Source organism: Streptomyces sp. NPDC002206 (genome assembly GCF_053593595.1).
Map to the genome: position 1 here is coordinate 175,446 of NZ_JBSFCW010000003.1, position 17,212 is coordinate 192,657.

At 71.2% G+C, this 17,212-nt stretch carries 17 protein-coding genes; 4 read left to right on the plus strand and 13 right to left on the minus strand.

What is annotated here, in order from left to right:
* Positions 1 to 26 precede the first annotated feature (26 nt).
* Positions 27 to 473 carry a GNAT family N-acetyltransferase gene (locus ACWCP8_RS08955; protein ID WP_352266100.1) on the minus strand — a complete coding sequence of 149 codons (447 nt, stop codon included), beginning with the start codon at positions 471 to 473 and terminating at the stop codon, positions 27 to 29.
* Positions 466 to 1,947 (minus strand): aminotransferase-like domain-containing protein, encoded by a 1,482-nt coding sequence (locus tag ACWCP8_RS08960; protein ID WP_352266099.1) that lies wholly within the window; start codon positions 1,945 to 1,947, stop codon positions 466 to 468. Before ACWCP8_RS08960 ends, ACWCP8_RS08955 begins: the two co-directional genes overlap by 8 nt.
* Here ACWCP8_RS08960 and ACWCP8_RS08965 point away from each other — a divergent pair.
* The gene (locus tag ACWCP8_RS08965; protein ID WP_451115041.1) at positions 1,946 to 2,863 is read left to right on the plus strand and encodes a DMT family transporter; all 918 of its coding nucleotides are present in this window, start codon (positions 1,946 to 1,948) and stop codon (positions 2,861 to 2,863) included. The two genes, ACWCP8_RS08960 and ACWCP8_RS08965, sit on opposite strands and share 2 nt — an antisense overlap.
* A 74-nt stretch (positions 2,864 to 2,937) precedes the next feature.
* Positions 2,938 to 3,150: a DUF1918 domain-containing protein gene (locus ACWCP8_RS08970; protein WP_352266097.1), complete on the plus strand. Its 213-nt coding sequence runs from the start codon at positions 2,938 to 2,940 to the stop codon at positions 3,148 to 3,150.
* A 56-nt stretch (positions 3,151 to 3,206) separates the two neighbouring features.
* Here ACWCP8_RS08970 and ACWCP8_RS08975 read toward each other — a convergent pair whose 3' ends face one another.
* Positions 3,207 to 4,502 carry a glycoside hydrolase family 10 protein gene (locus ACWCP8_RS08975; protein ID WP_451115332.1) on the minus strand — a complete coding sequence of 432 codons (1,296 nt, stop codon included), beginning with the start codon at positions 4,500 to 4,502 and terminating at the stop codon, positions 3,207 to 3,209.
* Between the two features lie 190 nt (positions 4,503 to 4,692).
* Between ACWCP8_RS08975 and ACWCP8_RS08980 the strand changes: the two genes are divergently transcribed.
* A complete protein-coding gene (locus tag ACWCP8_RS08980; protein ID WP_267006126.1) occupies positions 4,693 to 5,553 on the plus strand; it encodes a 3-hydroxybutyryl-CoA dehydrogenase in 861 nt (286 codons plus the stop codon).
* Positions 5,554 to 5,654: 101 nt separating this feature from the next.
* On the opposite strand, the gene ACWCP8_RS08985 is transcribed toward ACWCP8_RS08980, so the two are convergent.
* From ACWCP8_RS08985 to infC, 9 genes are all read right to left on the minus strand, one after another.
* Positions 5,655 to 6,185, minus strand: a complete 531-nt coding sequence (locus ACWCP8_RS08985) for an NUDIX hydrolase (protein WP_352266096.1) — start codon at positions 6,183 to 6,185, stop codon at positions 5,655 to 5,657.
* Positions 6,186 to 6,250: 65 nt separating this feature from the next.
* Entirely contained in the window at positions 6,251 to 7,591 is a 1,341-nt protein-coding gene (locus tag ACWCP8_RS08990; RefSeq protein ID WP_352266095.1) for a transcriptional regulator, read from the minus strand.
* 505 nt (positions 7,592 to 8,096) lie between these two features.
* Positions 8,097 to 10,610 (minus strand): phenylalanine--tRNA ligase subunit beta, encoded by a 2,514-nt coding sequence (gene pheT, locus ACWCP8_RS08995; RefSeq protein ID WP_451115044.1) that lies wholly within the window; start codon positions 10,608 to 10,610, stop codon positions 8,097 to 8,099.
* Positions 10,610 to 11,749, minus strand: coding sequence for a phenylalanine--tRNA ligase subunit alpha (pheS, locus tag ACWCP8_RS09000; protein ID WP_352266093.1), 1,140 nt, complete (start codon positions 11,747 to 11,749; stop codon positions 10,610 to 10,612). The genes pheT and pheS overlap by 1 nt, the downstream gene beginning before the upstream one ends.
* Positions 11,750 to 11,895: 146 nt before the next feature.
* A complete protein-coding gene (locus ACWCP8_RS09005) occupies positions 11,896 to 13,020 on the minus strand; it encodes a sensor histidine kinase (protein WP_382842697.1) in 1,125 nt (374 codons plus the stop codon).
* A 156-nt stretch (positions 13,021 to 13,176) separates the two neighbouring features.
* Positions 13,177 to 14,019, minus strand: coding sequence for a TrmH family RNA methyltransferase (locus ACWCP8_RS09010; RefSeq protein ID WP_352266091.1), 843 nt, complete (start codon positions 14,017 to 14,019; stop codon positions 13,177 to 13,179).
* 132 nt (positions 14,020 to 14,151) lie between these two features.
* Complete coding sequence (rplT, locus tag ACWCP8_RS09015) at positions 14,152 to 14,535, minus strand: 50S ribosomal protein L20 (RefSeq protein WP_003970214.1); 384 nt, start codon at positions 14,533 to 14,535, stop codon at positions 14,152 to 14,154.
* A gap of 106 nt (positions 14,536 to 14,641) precedes the next feature.
* Positions 14,642 to 14,836: a 50S ribosomal protein L35 gene (gene rpmI, locus ACWCP8_RS09020; RefSeq protein WP_003970213.1), complete on the minus strand. Its 195-nt coding sequence runs from the start codon at positions 14,834 to 14,836 to the stop codon at positions 14,642 to 14,644.
* Between the two features lie 120 nt (positions 14,837 to 14,956).
* Complete coding sequence (gene infC, locus ACWCP8_RS09025; RefSeq protein WP_352266090.1) at positions 14,957 to 15,706, minus strand: translation initiation factor IF-3; 750 nt, start codon at positions 15,704 to 15,706, stop codon at positions 14,957 to 14,959.
* 313 nt (positions 15,707 to 16,019) lie between these two features.
* Here infC and ACWCP8_RS09030 point away from each other — a divergent pair, with 313 nt between their 5' ends.
* The gene (locus ACWCP8_RS09030) at positions 16,020 to 16,382 is read left to right on the plus strand and encodes a DUF1844 domain-containing protein (protein WP_352266089.1); all 363 of its coding nucleotides are present in this window, start codon (positions 16,020 to 16,022) and stop codon (positions 16,380 to 16,382) included.
* 91 nt (positions 16,383 to 16,473) lie between these two features.
* Here the strand turns inward: ACWCP8_RS09030 and ACWCP8_RS09035 are convergent, their stop codons facing one another.
* Positions 16,474 to 17,202 (minus strand): SseB family protein, encoded by a 729-nt coding sequence (locus ACWCP8_RS09035; RefSeq protein ID WP_352266088.1) that lies wholly within the window; start codon positions 17,200 to 17,202, stop codon positions 16,474 to 16,476.
* Between the last annotated feature and the right edge of the window lie 10 nt (positions 17,203 to 17,212).

The following is a 17,212-nucleotide window of genomic DNA, read 5'->3' on the forward strand; positions in this document are numbered from 1 at the left end:
GCCGCCCAGGTCAAGGGGGCGCCTTGTCAGACGGATCCGACGACGTCGAGCCGGAGGTACATCCACTTCTCGGGGTTCCTCAGCGGCTTGAAGCCGACCTTCTCGTAGACCCAGTGGGCGTCGTCGGTGGCGAGCATGAGCCTGCGGATGCCGGCCGGGGCGAGGTGGTCGCGCACGGCGGCGGCGAGCCGGGTGCCGAGACCATGACCGCGGGCCGAACGCTCGACGTACACGTCGCAGAGCCAGGCGAAGGTGGCATGGTCCGTCACCACCCGGGCGTAGCCGACCTGCTCCCCCGAAGTGGTGTCGTACGCACCGAAGTTGAGCGATCCGGCGATGGCCAGGTCCTGCTTCTCGCGGGTACGGCCGAGGGCCCAGTAGGCGTCGGTGGAGAGCCAGTGGTGGATCCGGGCCGGGTCCAGCCGGGCCGGATCGGACGAGATCTCGTAACGCTGCTGGGGGCTGTCAGTCATGTCCGGAGGATAGGTGGTGCGGGCCGGGGGCGGCGAAGAGTTTGTCGCAGGCGGCGCGCAGCCGCCGCACACCCTCGGCGATCTCGCCCGCTCCGGCGACCGCGGCGAAGCTCAACCGGACCTGGGCGGACGGAGATTCGGCGCAGTAGTAGGGGCGGCCCGGCGCGATCGCGACGCCCGTGCGCAGCGCGGCCGAGACGAGCGCCGCTTCGTCCGCGCTGGTTGCGGCATCCGGCAGCCGCAGCCAGAGGCTGCCGCCGCCCGCGGGGATGTACGGGAGCGAGAAGTCGGGCAGTTCCAGTCGCAGCGCGACCGTCATGGCGGTCCGCCGGTTCTTCAACTCCGTCGATACGGAACGCAGATGGTGACCCCAGGCCGGGGAGCCGACCAGTTCCAGGGCGGCTTCCTGGAGCGGGCGGGGGACGAAGAAGCTGTCGACGACCTGGAGGGCACGCAGCCGTTCCAGTACCGGTCCGCGGGCGGCCAGCGCACCCACCCGCAGGCTGGGTGAGGTGATCTTGGTGAGGGAGCAGACATGCACGACGACGCCGTCGGGGTCGTCGGCGGCCAGCGGCGCCGGCAAGGGGCCCGCGTCGTCGTGGACGAGCCGACGGGCGAAGTCGTCCTCGACGACGAAGGCCCCCGCCTCGCGAGCGATCCGGACGACCTCGCCGCGCCGGTCCGGGGCGAGGACCGCACCGGTCGGGTTCTGGAAGAGCGGCTGGCAGACGAAGACGCGGGCGCCGGTGGCCCGGAAGGCTGCGGCGAGCAGTTCGGGTCGCACCCCGTCGGCGTCGACCGGTACCGGGACCGGCCGCAGTCCGGTGGCGCGGGCGGCCGCCAGCATGCCCGGGTAGGTGGGCGATTCGACGAGGACGGGGGCGCCGGGCGGGGCGAGGGCGCGCAGCGCGGTGGCCAGGGCGCTCTGGCCACCCGCCGTGATCAGTACGTCGGCTGCGGTGAGCGAGGACCCGATCTCGCGGGCGAACCAGGCACGCAGTTCGGTGAGACCGTCGGTGGGCGGGCGGCCCCAGGCGCCGGGGCGGCGGCCGGCCCTGGCGAGGGCGGCGGCGAGTGCCCGTTCGGGCTGGAGCGAGGGGTGGAGGTAGCCGCCGTTCAGTTCGATGACGCCGGGCGGCGGTGCGGTGAGTGTGACCAGGACACCGGACGCGTCGACGGTTCGCGGCACGACCTCGGGGCCACCGTCGCCGCTGAGGGAGATCTCCTGCCAGGAGGTGTCGCCGGGCGGGGACGCGTCGGTACGGGGCTGCGCCCGGAAGGCGCCGGAGCCGGGGCGGGTGAGGACGAGCCCCTCGGCGGCGAGCTGCGCGATGGCCCGGGAGACGGTCACGGGGCTGACCCGGAAGCGCTCCACGAGGGCCCGACTCGACGGCAGCTTCCCACCTGGTGAGTAGCGGTTCAGTTCGTCCCGGAGGGAACTGGCCAGTGCGGCGACACTGCTACGCTCTTGCATGACAGCACAGGATAGCGCTACCCGATCCACATCGATAGCGGTTGCCCCGCCGGCGGGCAGGAGCGGCACTCTTCTCGCCGGACTCGGCGTGGTCGCCTTCTCGCTGACGTTTCCGTCCACCGTCTGGGGGCTGGAGAGCTTCGGCCCCTGGTCGCTGGTGGCCCTGCGCAGCCTGCTCGCCGCGCTGATCGCGGGCGGGGCGCTGCTCGCGGGACGGGTCCCGGTACCGGACCGGGGCCACTGGAGCGGGCTCGCGGTCGTCGCGGGCGGTGTGGTGCTCGGCTTCCCGCTGCTGACGACGCTGGCCCTGCAGACCTCCACCTCGTCGCACGCGGCGGTCGTCGTGGGGCTGCTGCCGCTGACCACGGCGGTGCTCTCGTCGCTGCGGACCGGGACGCGCCCGCCGCGTACGTTCTGGATCGCGGCGCTGGCCGGGGCGGCCGTGGTCATTGCCTTCACCGTGCAGCAGAGCGGCGGCGCGCTGTCCGCGGGCGATCTGTATCTGTTCGGCGCGCTGCTGGTGTGCGCGGCGGGGTACACGGAGGGCGGCAGGCTGGCAGGGGTGATGCCGGGGTGGCAGGTGATCGGCTGGGCGCTGGTCCTCGCGGCGCCGCTGATGGTGGTGGGCGCGGCGGTCGCGCTCTCCTTCGAGCCGGTGCGGCTGTCCGCACACGGGGTCATCGGCCTGGTGTGGGTGGCGGTGGGTTCGACCTTCGTCGGCCTGTACGTCTGGTACCGCGGCATGGCGGAGATCGGTGTTCCGCGGGCCAGTCAGCTTCAGCTCGCGCAGCCGCTGCTGACCCTGGTGTGGTCGTTCCTGCTGCTCGGTGAGGAGGTCTCGGCGGCCGCGCCGGTGGCAGCGGTGGCCGTGCTCGTCTGCATCGCGGCCACGCAGCGGTCGGGGGCCAGGCGGTAGTCCGTCCGGTGCGCAAGGGCGTCCGGTCATAGACTTGTCGACAAGGACCGCCACCCGTGAGGAGGTCACTCCCGATGGAGGCACACCCGGGCGACCGGCTGCTGACGCACGGCAGGACCGTGGGCCAGCCCGACAAGGTCGCAGAGATCGTCGAAGTGCTCGGTGACGGGGGCGCTCCCCCGTACCGCGTCCGCGCCGACGACGGACACGAACACCTGGTTTCGCCAGGTCCTGACACCGTCGTCCAGCACACCGTGGTCCGGCGCCGGGACCCGGAGACCCTCTAGGGGCCCCCGGGCGGACCATCCCCGACCGCACCACAGCCAGGTGCGCTCTCCTCGGGTCAGCGAGGAGGGCGCACCCTGTGGCGATAGTGGTCGGCGACGACCTGCGCCATCGTGCCGATCCGGTCGGTCACGACGTCCTTCCCCGAGAAGTAGACGTGGCCGCGGACCTGGTCGTAGGCAGCGGCGAAGTCGAGGTGGCGGGAGAGTTCGGCCGGGTCCTGCCAGGCCGCGGGCTGGGCCGGGTCGCCGGCCTTGTAGAGCGCCTCACCGACGAAGAGATCGACGCCCGTGCCCCGTACGACCTCGTCCCACCAGGGCAGCAGCTTGGCGTAGTCGGCGGCGGCGAAGCCGATGTTCCAGTAGATCTGCGGGCAGATGTAGTCGATCCAGCCCTTCTTGACCCAGCCGCGGGTGTCCGCGTACAGATCGTCGTAGGTCTGCACACCTGCCTTGGTGTCCGAGCCGAGCGGGTCGGTCGCGGCGTTGCGCCAGACTCCGAACGGGCTGATCCCGAACTGGACGTTCTTCTTGATCTTCTTGATCCGCTCGGCGGTCTCGCGCACCAGCTTGTCGGTGTTGTCGCGGCGCCAGGCGGCCTTGTCCGGGAAGCCCGCGCCGTACTTCGCATACGTGGCGTCGTCGTCGAAGACCTGTCCGGCGACCGGGTACGGGTAGAAGTAGTCGTCCCAGTGGACGGCGTCGATGTCGTAACGGCGAACCGCGTCGAGCATTGCGTCCTGGACGAAGCGGCGGACCTCGGGCAGTCCGGGGTTGTAGTAGAGCTTCCCGCCGTACGGCAGGACCCAGTCGGGGTGCAGCCGTGCGGGGTGGGAGGGGATCAGCCGGGACGGGTCGGTGTGGTTGGCGACCCGGTACGGGTTGAACCAGGCGTGCAGGTCGAGGCCGCGCCGGTGCGCCTCGCGGACGGCCGTGCCCAGCGGGTCCCAGCCGGGGTCCTGGCCCTGGACCCCGGTGAGGTACTGGGCCCACGGCTCGTAGGGCGACGGCCAGAGCGCGTCGGCAGTCGGCCGGACCTGGAGGATCACGGCGTTCAGCCGCCGGTCCACTGCCTCGTCGAGGTAGGCGATCAGCTCGGCCTGCTGCTCCGCCGCCGTGAGTCCGGGCGCCGACGGCCAGTCGATGTTGGCGACGGTGGCGACCCACATGCCGCGCAGCTCACGCCGGGAGACGGAGTGGGAGCGGGCCTCCTGTCCGGACGACCCACCTGTCCGGGCCTTCGGAACAGTCTGCGGTACGGCGACGGCCTCACCCGCCCCCGCGGTTCCTGCAACTACCCCCGCGACCACTCCGGCCGCACCCGCCACAAAGCCCCTTCGGGCGATTTGCCGCATTCCGTTGCCACCTGCCGTCTCTGTGTCCTCATCCATCACCCTGGTATCCGGGCGCAACGCTGAGCATGCCCGCCCCGGCCCGTCATGACCCATGGGTCGCGGAGTAACGTCGGGGGGTCGAGGCGGGGCCCGGAATCAGACGGGTGCCCGCCGAACAGAGATCAGCGAAAGGCACGAGGTGACGGACTCTATGGCCGACATTGCACGCGTCGGAGTGGTGGGCTGTGGCCAGATGGGCGCAGGCATCGCGGAGGTGTGCGCCCGCAGCGGCCTCGAGGTCAAGGTGGCCGAGACCACCGGCGAGGCGCTGGAGATCGGTCGCACCCGGCTCCACAACTCCCTCTCCAAGGCCGCCGAACGCGGCAAGATCACGGAGGCGGAGCGCGACGAGACACTCGGTCGCCTCAGCTTCACCACCGACCTCGGCGAGTTCGCGGACCGCGATCTCGTCATCGAGGCCGTCGTGGAGAACGAGCAGGTCAAGACCGAGATCTTCCAGGTGCTCGACCAGGTGGTGACCCGGCGGGACGCGATCTTGGCCTCCAACACCTCGTCCATCCCGTTGGTGAAGCTGGCCGTCGCGACCTCCCGCCCGGACCAGGTCATCGGCATCCACTTCTTCAACCCGGCCCCGGTGCAGAAGCTCGTCGAGCTGATCCCCGCGCTGACCACGTCCGACGAGACGGTCACGCGCGCCGAGGCCCTGGTGCAGGACGTGCTCGACAAGCACCCGATCCGCGCCCAGGACCGCTCCGGTTTCGTCGTCAACGCGCTGCTGATCCCGTATCTGCTCTCCGCGATCCGGATGTTCGAGTCGGGCATCGCCAGCCGCGAGGACATCGACAACGGCATGGAGCTCGGCTGCGCCCACCCGATGGGCCCGCTGAAGCTCTCCGACCTGATCGGTCTGGACACCGTGGCCTCGGTCGCCGACTCGATGTACGCCGAGTTCAAGGAGCCGCTGTACGCCGCTCCCCCGCTGCTCCTGCGGATGGTGGACGCGGGCCGGCTCGGCCGCAAGACGGGCTCGGGCTTCTACCCGTACTCCTGACCACTGATCGGGGCCGCACGGGGCCGGCCAGGGATGCCCCGGCCGGCCCCGCGTGCGTGGCTGTCACGGAGCCCGGGTCCCGTCCGGGCGGTGGGCCGGGCTCACCCCAGCCGTAAGTGATGGAGCATCATCAGCCCGGCCACCATGTTGGCGGCCGGGACCTCGCCCCGGGCGATCATGTCGGGCACCAGTTTGAGCGGTATCCACTCACGCCGCGACGACTCGAAGTCGTCCTGTGGATGCCCTGTCCAGCTGGCCTCCTGGGCCCAGTAGAGGTGGTGCCGGGCGTCGGTGAGGCCGTTCGACGGCTCCACGGTCAGCAGCGGCCGCAGCGGGCCGGGGCGCCAGCCGGTCTCCTCCTCCATCTCCCGGGCGGCCGCGGCGGCGATGTCCTCGCCGTCCTCGACGACGCCCGCGGCCAGTTCCCACCCCCAGCTGTCGGTGATGAACCGGTGCCGCCACAGCAGGAGTACCTCATCGGCCTCGTTGACGACGGTTGCCGCGGCGACCGGGCGCAGCCGCACGAGGTAGTGGTCGAGGTGTCGCCCGTCGGGGAGTGCGACGTCCGCCAGATTGACGCGGAACCAGCGGTTTTCATACACCGTTTGTTCGTTCAGATTCGTCCACTGCACAGTTCTGCCACCTTCCGACATGTTGGTGGCAACATCGCAGCAGGTACAGCTCCGGAGGGGAACGTTCAGAGCGGTACGCGCAGCGCTCCTTCGATGAGTTCGGCGGCCCGTTCCGCGTCGGAGCACCCGCTCGCGATCAGATCCTCGCGCACCGCCCGCAGCCGGTCCCGGAGCCGCTGCGACTCCATCCCCCGGACCCGTTCCGCCATTTCGGCCGCCGTGCCGGCCGCTCGGTCCGCCTCCCCCTGCCGCAGCTCGATATGCGTCAGTATGGCCAGCCGGTGCACGCGGCCCCGGTCGTGCGCCGGGGTCCGTACCGCCGCGGCGGCGTGCTCCCGCGCCCCCGGCAGATCGCCGAGGCGGAGCAGCGCCTCGGCCACCTGGACATTGACCAGGCCCGGCTCGACGTACCCCGTCTCGTCGGGCTCGTGCCCGGGACGGATGCGTCCGGCCTCAGACTCGGCGCGCCGGATGCACTCCAGGGCATTGTGGCCGTCGCCGAGATGGGCGTACGCCTTGGCCTGCATCGCGTACAGATCGGCGGCCAGCGCGGGTGTGATGTCCCGGCCCGCGGCCCGCAGCGCCGCCTCCGCGAACGCGACGGACTGCCGGAACTCCGCCAGGAACAGCGACTGGTTGACGAGCAGGGCGATCACATACCCGCCGAACCCCCGGTCCCCGCTCGCCTTGGCCAGCCGCAACGCCTGGTGGAAGTAGCGCTGGGCCAGACCGTGCGCGTCGGAGTCGTAGGCGCAGATGCCCGCGACGGCCACCAGCCCGCCGATCGCCCGGTGCAGCTGGCGGCCCAGCGCATCGCTGTAGCCGCCGCGCAGCAGCGGGGCGGTCTCGGCGTTGAGGAAGCCGACGATGCGGGAACGGGTCGCGATGCCACCGGCCCTGCGGTACATCAGTTCGTAGTGGGAACGGGCCGCACGCAGCATCGCTATGTCGGCCGGGGAGACGCGGGTCGTACCGGCACGGGAGACATCGGCGTCCTCCGGCGGGTTCTCCCACTCCCAGACCGGCATCACCGCCGTCGTGCCGGTGACGGCCGCCGAGGCGAGGATGTGCGGGCGCTGCTGTTCGTCGGAGCGCCACAGCGCGGTGGCCCGCTCGACGAACCCGGTGAGCGTGGAGGCCGGCACGGGTGCACCGCCGCCGGGGCACGCCATGCCGATGTCGTCGAGCGAAACCGGCCGGTGCAGCCGGTCGCCGAGCACCTCACAGATCAGATCGGGCACCTGACCGCGCGGGCGCTGGCCTTTCAACCAGCGCGCCACGGCGGTGTGTTCGTACCGCAGGGACAGCCCTCGGGCGCGCCCGGCCCGATTCACGTGCGCGGCGAGTCCCGCCCGGGAGACGCCCGCCTCGTCGATCAGGGCCTCGAGCAGAATATTGGGCTCCATTGCCCCTCCTCCGCCGGACACGCCTTGAGGCGTGTCGCCCCAGTGGAGCACGTTTCACACGGGGTGTGAACGGAATGCCCGAACCGTCCCGCTGCGCACTCTGTTGCGCCTGGGCGCTGATCGGTTGAATCAGTCGCCTCGCAAGAGGCGGCCGGGTCGTCTGCTCCCCCTCGTACAGTCGACGACCCGCACCAGCGCCGTTCGCCCTGCCGACCTGCCCGACACTCCGTGGCAGCGCGGGCGGCGCCGGATCGCACGACCCACTGCCCACCGATCGGAGGGTGGCTGCGGGGCCGTACCGGAACCGGGTTCCCCCGGGCCGGGACGGGGCCCGCGTGCGGTCCCCCGCCGTTCGGCGAGCACAGGAGGAGGGGGCGTATCCGGCCACCGGATACGCCCCCTCCTCACCATCGTGCCTTCAAGCCCGTCGAGGGGTCCCTCCCTCCCCTGCCGTCAAGGCCATGGGGAGGGCGCGCACACCCGCTGGACGGACGCCGTGGGCGTACTACGCTCCGCGCAGCACCGCCCCGGCCCGCTCGGCAGCCAGGGCGACCGCCGCGTCGCGGGCGGCCGTGGCCTCGTCGACGGTCAGCGTGCGGTCCGGGGCCCGGAACCGCAGCGCGTACGCCAGCGACTTCTTGCCCTCGCCGATCTGCTCGCCGGTGAAGACGTCGAACAGCCGCAGCGATTCGAGGAGTTGACCGGCGCCGGCACGCAGCGCCTGCTCCACCGTGGTGGCGGGCACGTCCTGCGCGACGATCAGCGCGACGTCCTGGGTCGCCACCGGGAAGGTGGAGATCCGCGGAGCCTGGAGCGCGCCGTCGACAGCCTGTTCCAGGAGGTCGAGGTCGATCTCCATGGCGCAGGTCCGCTCCGGCAGATGGAGCTCCTTGATGACGCGCGGGTGCAGCTCACCGGCGTGCCCGACGAGGGCCTCCGCGTCGTTCGCCGTGACGAACAGTGCTGCGCAGCGGCCGGGGTGCCACGGCGCATGCTGGTCGTTCCGGACGATGAGCTCGACACCCGCCTCGCGGGCGATGGCACGAGCGGCCTCGATGGAGTCCGCCCAGTCCACCGGGCGGCCCTTACCCCACCAGCCGGCCTGCTCGCGGGCGCCCGCGAGGACGACCGCGGCACGGCGCGGCTGCCGCGGCAGCGCGGCGTTCAGTTCAGCGATCTGCTCGTCGCTGGGCCGGTGTTCGACGGGCAGGCGTACAGCCTGGGTCTCGTCGCCCGTCGGCCTGAAGACGAGACCGGTCTCGAAGAGTGCCAGGTCGTGGCTGCCGCGGCCGTCGTTGCGCCGCAGTGCGCCGAGGAGGCCCGGCAGCAGCGTGGTGCGCAGCGCCGGCTCCTCGTCGGAGAGCGGGTTGACGAGCTTGACCGTACGGCGGCGGGCGTCGTCGGCATCGAACCCGAGCTGGTCGAGGACGTCGTCCCCGATGAACGGGTAGTTCAGCGCCTCGACGTAGCCGGCTCCGGCGAGCGCCCGGCCGACCCTGCGGTGCAGCCGCTGGCGGTCGGTGAGCCCGCGCCCGGACGGCGGCGTCGGCAGCGTCGACGGAAGGTTCTCGTACCCCTCGAGCCGGATGACCTCTTCGGCGAGGTCGTTCGGCTCGCTCAGGTCGGGCCGCCAGGACGGCACGGTGACGAGCAGCTCGTCCTGCCCGTAGACGTCGCAGCCGACCTGCTGGAGGCGGCGTACGACGGTCTCGCGGCCGTACCCGACTCCGGCCACCCGGTCGGGGTGGTCCGCCGGCATCGCGATGGTGCGGGGCGCGGACGGGGCGGTGACCTCGGTGACACCGGCCTCGGCGGTGCCGCCGGCGAGCAGCACCAGCAGGTCGACCGTGCGCTGCGCGGCGGCGGCCGCGGCCTCCGGGTCCGCGCCGCGCTCGAAGCGCTTGGACGCCTCGGAGGACAGCTTGTGACGGCGTGCGGTCCGGGCGATCGAGATCGCGTCGAAGTGCGCGGCCTCGATGACGACCTCGGTGCTGGTGTTCTCACCGTTCTGGGCGTCGGCGATCTCCGTGTTGGCGCCGCCCATGACACCCGCGAGACCGATCGGCCCACGGTTGTCGGTGATGACCAGGTCCTCGGCGTCCAGGACGCGGACCGTGCCGTCGAGCGTGGTGAGCTTCTCGCCTTGCTGGGCGCGGCGCACCCCGATCGGCCCGTCGATACGGGTGCGGTCGTAGGCGTGCAGCGGCTGGCCGAGCTCCAGCATCACGTAGTTGGTGATGTCGACGGTGAGCGAGATCGGGCGCATCCCGGCCTTCTGCAGCCGGCGCTGCATCCAGATCGGGGAACGCGCCTCGGGATCCAGGCCGACGACGGTGCGCGCGGTGAACCGGTCGCAGCCGATCGGGTCGGCCACCTTCACCGGGTAGCCGAACGCGTTCGGCGCGGGCACGTCGAGGAGCGCCGGGTCGCGCAGCGGCAACCCGTACGCGATGGCGGTCTCGCGGGCGACGCCGCGCATGGAGAGGCAGTAGCCGCGGTCGGGGGTGACGGCGATGTCGAGGACCTCGTCGACGAGCTGGAGCAGCTCGATCGCGTCGGTGCCGACCTCGTGCTCCGGCGCCAGCACGATGATGCCGTGCGTGCCGTCGTCGCCCATACCGAGCTCGTCGGTGGAGCAGATCATGCCGTGCGAGGTCCGGCCGTACGTCTTGCGTGCGGCGATCGCGAAGTCGCCGGGCAGCACGGCGCCGGGGAGGACCACGACGACCTTGTCGCCGACGGCGAAGTTACGGGCTCCGCAGACGATCTCCTGCGGCTCACCGGTGCCGTTGGCGTTGCCGACGTCGACGGTGCAGAAGCGGATGGGCTTCTTGAAGCCCTCCAGCTCCTCGATGGTCAGTACCTGTCCGACAACCAGGGGGCCCTTGAGGCCGGCGCCGATGTGCTCGACGGTCTCGACCTCCAGACCGACGGCGACGAGCTTGGCCTGTACGTCACGGCCGGTCTCGGTCGCCGACAGGTCGACGTACTCCCGCAGCCAGGAAAGCGGGACGCGCATCAGATCTCCATCCCGAACGGCCGGGTGAACCGGACGTCACCCTCGACCATGTCTCGCATGTCTTCGACGTTGTGGCGGAACATCAGCATCCGTTCGATGCCGAACCCGAAGGCGAATCCGCTGTACTTCTGGGGGTCGACGCCGCAGGCGATGAGCACCTTGGGGTTGACCATGCCGCAGCCGCCGAGCTCGATCCAGCCCTCGCTGCCGCAGGTGCGGCAGGGGCGGTCCGGGTTGCCGACGGACGTGCCGCGGCAGACGTAGCAGACCATGTCCATCTCGGCCGACGGCTCGGTGAACGGGAAGAAGTTAGGCCGCAGCCGGGTCTTCATCTCCGGGCCGAAGAGCGCCTGGACCATGTGGTCGAGGGTGCCCTTGAGGTCCGCCATGGTGAGGCCCTCGTCGACGGCCAGCAGCTCGATCTGGTGGAAGACCGGGGTGTGCGTCGCGTCGAGCTCGTCGGTGCGGTAGACCCGCCCGGGGCAGACGACGTAGACGGGCGGCTCACGGTCGAGCAAGGTGCGGGCCTGGACCGGCGAGGTGTGCGTACGCAGCACGATGCCGGACTCGTCGCCCTTGGTCGGCTTCCCGTCGGGCGTGGTGCCCTGGACGAAGAAGGTGTCCTGCATCTGCCGGGCCGGGTGGTCGGGCACGAAGTTCAGCGCGTCGAAGTTGAACCACTCCGCCTCGACCTCGGGGCCTTCGGCGACCTCGTAGCCCATGGCCACGAAGACGTCCGCGACACGCTCCATGATGGTCGTCAGCGGGTGGCGGGCGCCGGCCGGAGTGCGGTCGTACGGCAGCGTGACGTCCACCGCCTCCTCGACCAGCACACGGGCGTCCCGCTCGGCCTCCAGCTCCGTCTGACGGCCGGCGAGGGCCTTGCTCACGGCGCCGCGGGCCTGGCCCACGCGCTTGCCCGCCTCGGCCTTGGCCTGCGGCGGCAGGGCGCCGATCTCCCGGTTGGCGAGCGACAGGGGCGAGGTACCGCCGGTGTGCGCGGTCTTCGCCTGGGCGAGCGCGTCGAGGTCGCCCGCGGCGGCGAAGGCGGCGAACGCCTCGTCCCGCATGCGCTCGATCTCTTCCGGTTTCAGTGCCTCGACCTCGACTGGGTCGTACGACTTGTTCGGTGCCGACATCTCTTCCCGTGCTTCCGATTGGCTGATACTGCTCTTACCGGGGGATACCCCCGGACCCCCGTGGCCCCGCTCGACGACTGGAGGACACAAAGGTGCCAAAGGTCGAGTCTAAAGGCCGCGAGGGGTCGAAGAAGCCCGCGGGCTGCTCAGGCCAGGTAGGCCGGCGCCCCCACGGGCAGAATAAATCGGAACTCGGCACCGCCGCCGGGCCCGCGGCCGACTGTGATCGTGCCGCCGTGCGCCTCCACGATGCCCTTGACGATGTAGAGGCCCAGGCCCGTTCCGCCACGCTTGCTCCCGCGCCAGAAGCGGGTGAAGACACGGCCCATCGACTCCTCGGGGATGCCGGGGCCTTCGTCGCTCACGGTGACGGCCGTTCCCTTCTCGTCTCTGGTCGCGGGTGCGGGTGCGACCTCAATGGTGACGGTTCCCTCGCCGTGGCGCACCGCGTTTTCCAGCAGGTTCCCCAGCACCTGGTCGACCTTGTCCGGGTCGGCCCATACGGCGGGCAGCGGCTGCCGGGTGCGGACGAGGAACCGGTCGGGCGCCAGACCGGTCGCGGTGAGCGCCTGGATGTGCCGTTCGACGGCGGCAGAGAGGTCGACCGGCTGGCGGCGCAGCTCCAGGCGCCCCGAGTCGATCCGGGAGATGTCGAGCAGTTCGGCGATGAGCCGGGTGACGCGGTTGGCATCGGCGTCGACGGTCTCCAGCATGAGCCGCTTCTGGTCGTCGGTGAACCGCTCCCATTTGGCGAGCAGGGTCGCGGTGAAGCCCTTGACCGAGGTCAGCGGGGAGCGCAGCTCATGGGCGACGGTCGCGATCAGCTCGGCGTGGCTGCGCTCGGTGCGGCGGCGGGCCTCGGTGCCGCGCAGGCTGATCACCAGCCGGCGTACGGGCCCGGTGGGGCGCTCGCGTACGTACCGGGCGGAGACCAGCACCTCACGGCCGCCGGGAAGCAGCAGATTCCGCTCGGGCTGTCCGACCCGGGTGGCGAGGCCGCCGTACGGGTCGGTCAGCGCCCACCAGCGGCGGCCCTTCAGGTCCTCCAGCGGCAGTGCGTGTTCCAGCGGGCGGCCGAGAGCTGCGGCCCGGGGGACGGCGGTGATCCGGGCGGCGGCGGAGTTGAAGCAGATGACCCGGCCCGTCTCGTCGGCGATGACGAGGCCGTCGGGGAGGTCGTCGGGGTCGATGGCTCCGTCCGCGTCCGCGACAGTGGTGACGATCGCGATGCTGTCCGCGCGGTCGATGCGCGACTCGCGCGGCCTGCTCATGCCGACTGCCATATTCCCGTACCCCACCTCTCGAACCGGTGCAGTGGGTCCCCGAGTCCGTCACCCTACTAGTCGTCGGTGACGGAGCGACACCCTGTGGGAGCGCACCGCTGCGATGTGCCTGGCGGCCGGGGACGGGCCGGGGGTGCGGAGCGGTCAGCCGGTGGTGCGGCGGGGGCGCTGGGCGCGCGCCGAGGCGTACAGACAGACGGCCGCAGCGGTGGCGAGGTTGAGGCTCTCCGCCCTGCCGTGGATCGGTACCCGTACGACGGCGTCGGCGAGCGCCCGGGTCTCCTCCGGCAGGCCCCAGGCCTCGTTGCCGAAGACCCAGGCGGTCGGCCCGCCCATGGTGCCGGCGTCGAGCTCGTCGTCGAGGTCGTCGTCGCCCGCGCCGTCGGCGGCGAGGATCCGTACGCCCGCGTCCCGCAGCCCCCGTACCGCCTGCTCGACCGGTACACCGACGGCGACCGGCAGATGGAAGAGCGAACCGACTGACGCACGCACGGACTTGGGGTTGTACAGGTCCACTGAGGCGTCCGTGAGCACGACGGCGTCGGCGCCCGCGGCATCGGCACAGCGCAGCACCGTGCCGGCGTTCCCGGGGTCGCGCACATGGGCGAGGACGGCGACCAGGGCGGGCTTCGCGGCGAGGATGGACTCGAAGGGCGTGTCGAGGAAGCGGCAGACACCGATCAGGCCCTGCGGCGTGACGGTCTGCGACATATCGGCGAGCGTGTCGCCGTCGGCGAGGTGCACCCGGGCGCCGGCCGCGTGGGCGGCGTCGACGATGTCGGCGTACCGCTCGGCCGCCTCGACGGTGGCGAATAGCTCCAGCAGCGTCGGCTCACCGTCGCTGCCGCGGTGCCCGGCGGCCTCGCGCACGGCCTGCGGCCCCTCGGCGATGAACCGTCGCTCCTTGCCGCGGAAGTTGCGCCTGGCAAGGCGCCGGGCGGCGGCGACACGCGGCGATCGCGGGGAGATCAGTTCGGGGGTGCCCATGGTCGGCAGCGGGCCTCTCTGCGTGCGGAGGTACGGATCGGGCGGAGGTACGGAACACGTCGTGCAACGCACCGGACCCGCAGACGACGAGCGCCTGCGGGTCCGGCTCAAAGCCAAGAAGTGTGCCCTGGATCAGGCGGCCTTCGGGGCGTTGACATCGCTCGGGAGGGCCTTCTGGGCAACCTCGACGAGGGCGGCGAACGCGTTGGCGTCGTTGACCGCGAGCTCGGCCAGGATCTTGCGGTCCACCTCGATGTTGGCGGCCTTCAGACCCTGGATGAGGCGGTTGTACGTCATGCCGTTCTGGCGGGCAGCAGCGTTGATGCGCTGGATCCACAGCTGACGGAAGTCGCCCTTGCGCTTCTTGCGGTCGTTGTAGTTGTAGACCAGGGAGTGGGTGACCTGCTCCTTGGCCTTGCGGTACAGGCGCGAGCGCTGACCGCGGTAACCGCTGGCGGCCTCGAGGATTGCCCGGCGCTTCTTGTGGGCGTTGACTGCCCGCTTGACGCGTGCCACTTGTTAACTCCTTGTAGCGGGGCCGTGGTTGGACTCACACGGCCCGGAAACGAATTGGTCCCGGTGTGACAGAGGTCGTGCCCCCGGATTCACCGGGGGCCTGGCCTCACTTGCCGAGAAGCTTCTTGATCTTCTTGGCGTCGGCCGGAGCCACGACGACCGTGCCGGTCAGCGAGCGGGTCTTCTTGGACGACTTGTGCTCGAGCAGGTGGCGCTTGCCGGCCCTCTCGCGGAGCACCTTGCCGGAGCCGGTGATCTTGAAGCGCTTGCTGGCACCGCTGTGCGTCTTGTTCTTCGGCATCGCGCCGTTCTCTCCTCGTCAGTGGCGCCCCTCGCGGTGCGGGCACCGGACAGCAGGGGCGTCAGATCTTGGTGGGAATTCCGGGGGGACCCGGGGCCGCCTGGATGGCGCCCCCTGAGGTCACGCCTCGGAAGGTGTATCGGCCGAAGCCTCGGGCTGCGCCTCGGCCGGAGCCTCGGCAGCCTCTCCCGCAGCCTCGGCGTCGGGCGTGTAGCCCTGACGCTCCGCCTTGCGGGCGGCCTGGGCCTCACGGGCTTCGGCCATGGCTTCGGTCTTCTTCTTGTGCGGGCCCAGAACCATGATCATGTTCCGGCCGTCCTGCTTCGGATTCGACTCGATGAAGCCGAGTTCCTCGACGTCCGAAGCGAGACGCTGAAGCAGTCGGAAGCCCAGCTCAGGGCGGGACTGCTCACGACCACGGAACATGATCGTGATCTTGACCTTGTCGCCCTGCTTGAGGAACCGAACGACGTGACCCTTCTTGGTGTCATAGTCGTGCGGGTCGATCTTCGGCCGGAGCTTCATCTCCTTGATGACCGTGTGCGCCTGGTTCTTGCGCGCCTCACGGGCCTTCATGGCCGACTCGTACTTGAACTTCCCGTAGTCCATGAGCTTGCACACGGGCGGACGGGCGGTCGCCGCCACCTCGACCAGGTCGAGGTCGTACTCCTGTGCGAGTTCCAGGGCCTTGGCAAGCGGAACAATCCCGACCTGCTCGCCGCTGGGACCGACAAGTCGCACCTCGGGAACGCGAATCCGGTCGTTGATGCGGGGCTCGGCGCTGATGGATCCTCCTCGGTAGCACCACGCGGCCGCCTGGCGGACAGCCACGTAACGTCTGTTTTCCTGAGACCAACCGCACCAGCACATCAAAAATGCCCCGGACGGGACACAGGCGGGGCTCCTGGAAAACCGGAACACCGCCGCGGTCAACCGCGGGGCGCATCGGGTGGCTCCATCGTCCGTACGGAACGATGGGCGCCACCTGACCGGTGACCTGCCGTCCCGGAGGATGGTCAGGTGGGAGATCGGAGCCTCCACTTGTGGGCCGGGCACATAGATGCCCAACCGGTCGTTACACAAGGCTAGCAGCTCCCCCGGGGTGGCGCGAACCGTGCGGGGACGACCGCTCACGCGGCTCCCGCGGACGGGTGCCGGCAGGCGTGCGCCTATCGTATGGCTCATGAGTGACGCGACCCCCAGCAGTGAATCCCCCGGCTTCGACGACATGGCCCGCGACATCGCGGAGGTCCCCGCGGTCGAGGTGATCGTGACGATCGCCGTCAATCTGATGAGCGCCGCCGCCGTGAAGCTCGGTCTGACCGAGGACGGCGACAAGCACAAGGACCTCGACGAGGCCCGCAAGCTGGTCCACGCGCTGGCCGGCCTGCTGGACGCGAGCACCACCGAGATCAGCTCGTTCCACGCGGCGCCGCTGCGGGACGGTCTGAAGTCGTTGCAGCTGGCATTCCGCGAGGCGTCGCTCGTTCCGGACGAGCCGGGCCAGGGCCCCGGCGAGAAGTACACCGGCCCCGTCTTCGGCTGAGCCCGCCCGCCCCTTCTTCTTCCTTCGACGACCGTGAGCCCCCTGCCCGTCCGGGCAGGGGGCTCACGTCGTTCGCGGGCCGGTCGAGTGATCAGCGTGCGAAGAGAGGCTCACCGGGCGTGATCGCGTCGGCCGGAAGCAGAGCCAGGTCCAGGCCCCGCACCAGCCGGGCGCGCAGCACCTCGTCGGCGGCCAGGGACTCCGCGACCCGGCGGGCCGCGTCGGCAGGGGCCGCGTCGGGTGCCAGGACCAGGGCGAGGGTGCCTCCGTCCCGGCCCGGGACGAGATGGGCGCGGATCACCGCGGGTTCGGCGGCGACCGCCTCGCGCACCGCGGAGGTGACCGCCGGGTCGTCCAGCGGGTCGGCGCTGGTGCGGCCCTCGGCGAGCGCGAGCAGCGCGGAGCCGGTCAGCTCGAACGCGACGGGGCCGGCGAGATCCAGCACCACCGTGTCCGCCTTCTCGTGCGCGGCGGCCTGCAGCGCCTGGTGCAGAGGTACGGCGACGGGGCGGGCCTGCGGGTCCCAGAGCGCCAGTGAGGCGGTCGAGGTGAAGGCGGGCAGGGCGCGACGGTCCCCGGCCTGGAGGGTGGGCACGGCCATGTCACTGGTCTTCTCCCGGCGCAGCCCGGTTTCGTCCTCCTCCACTTCCCCGAGGACGGCGACGACGGGGACCAGGAGGCGGGCGCCCTCGAGCGCCTCGAGGACTGGGCCGATGGCCGTACGGTCCCCGGCCCAGGCGGCGAGTGCCGCGGTCAGTGCGGGGTCGGCCGTGCCATCGTCGTCGGAGTAACCGGAGTCCGGAATGTTCTTCTGCGCCACAGGGTGAGCG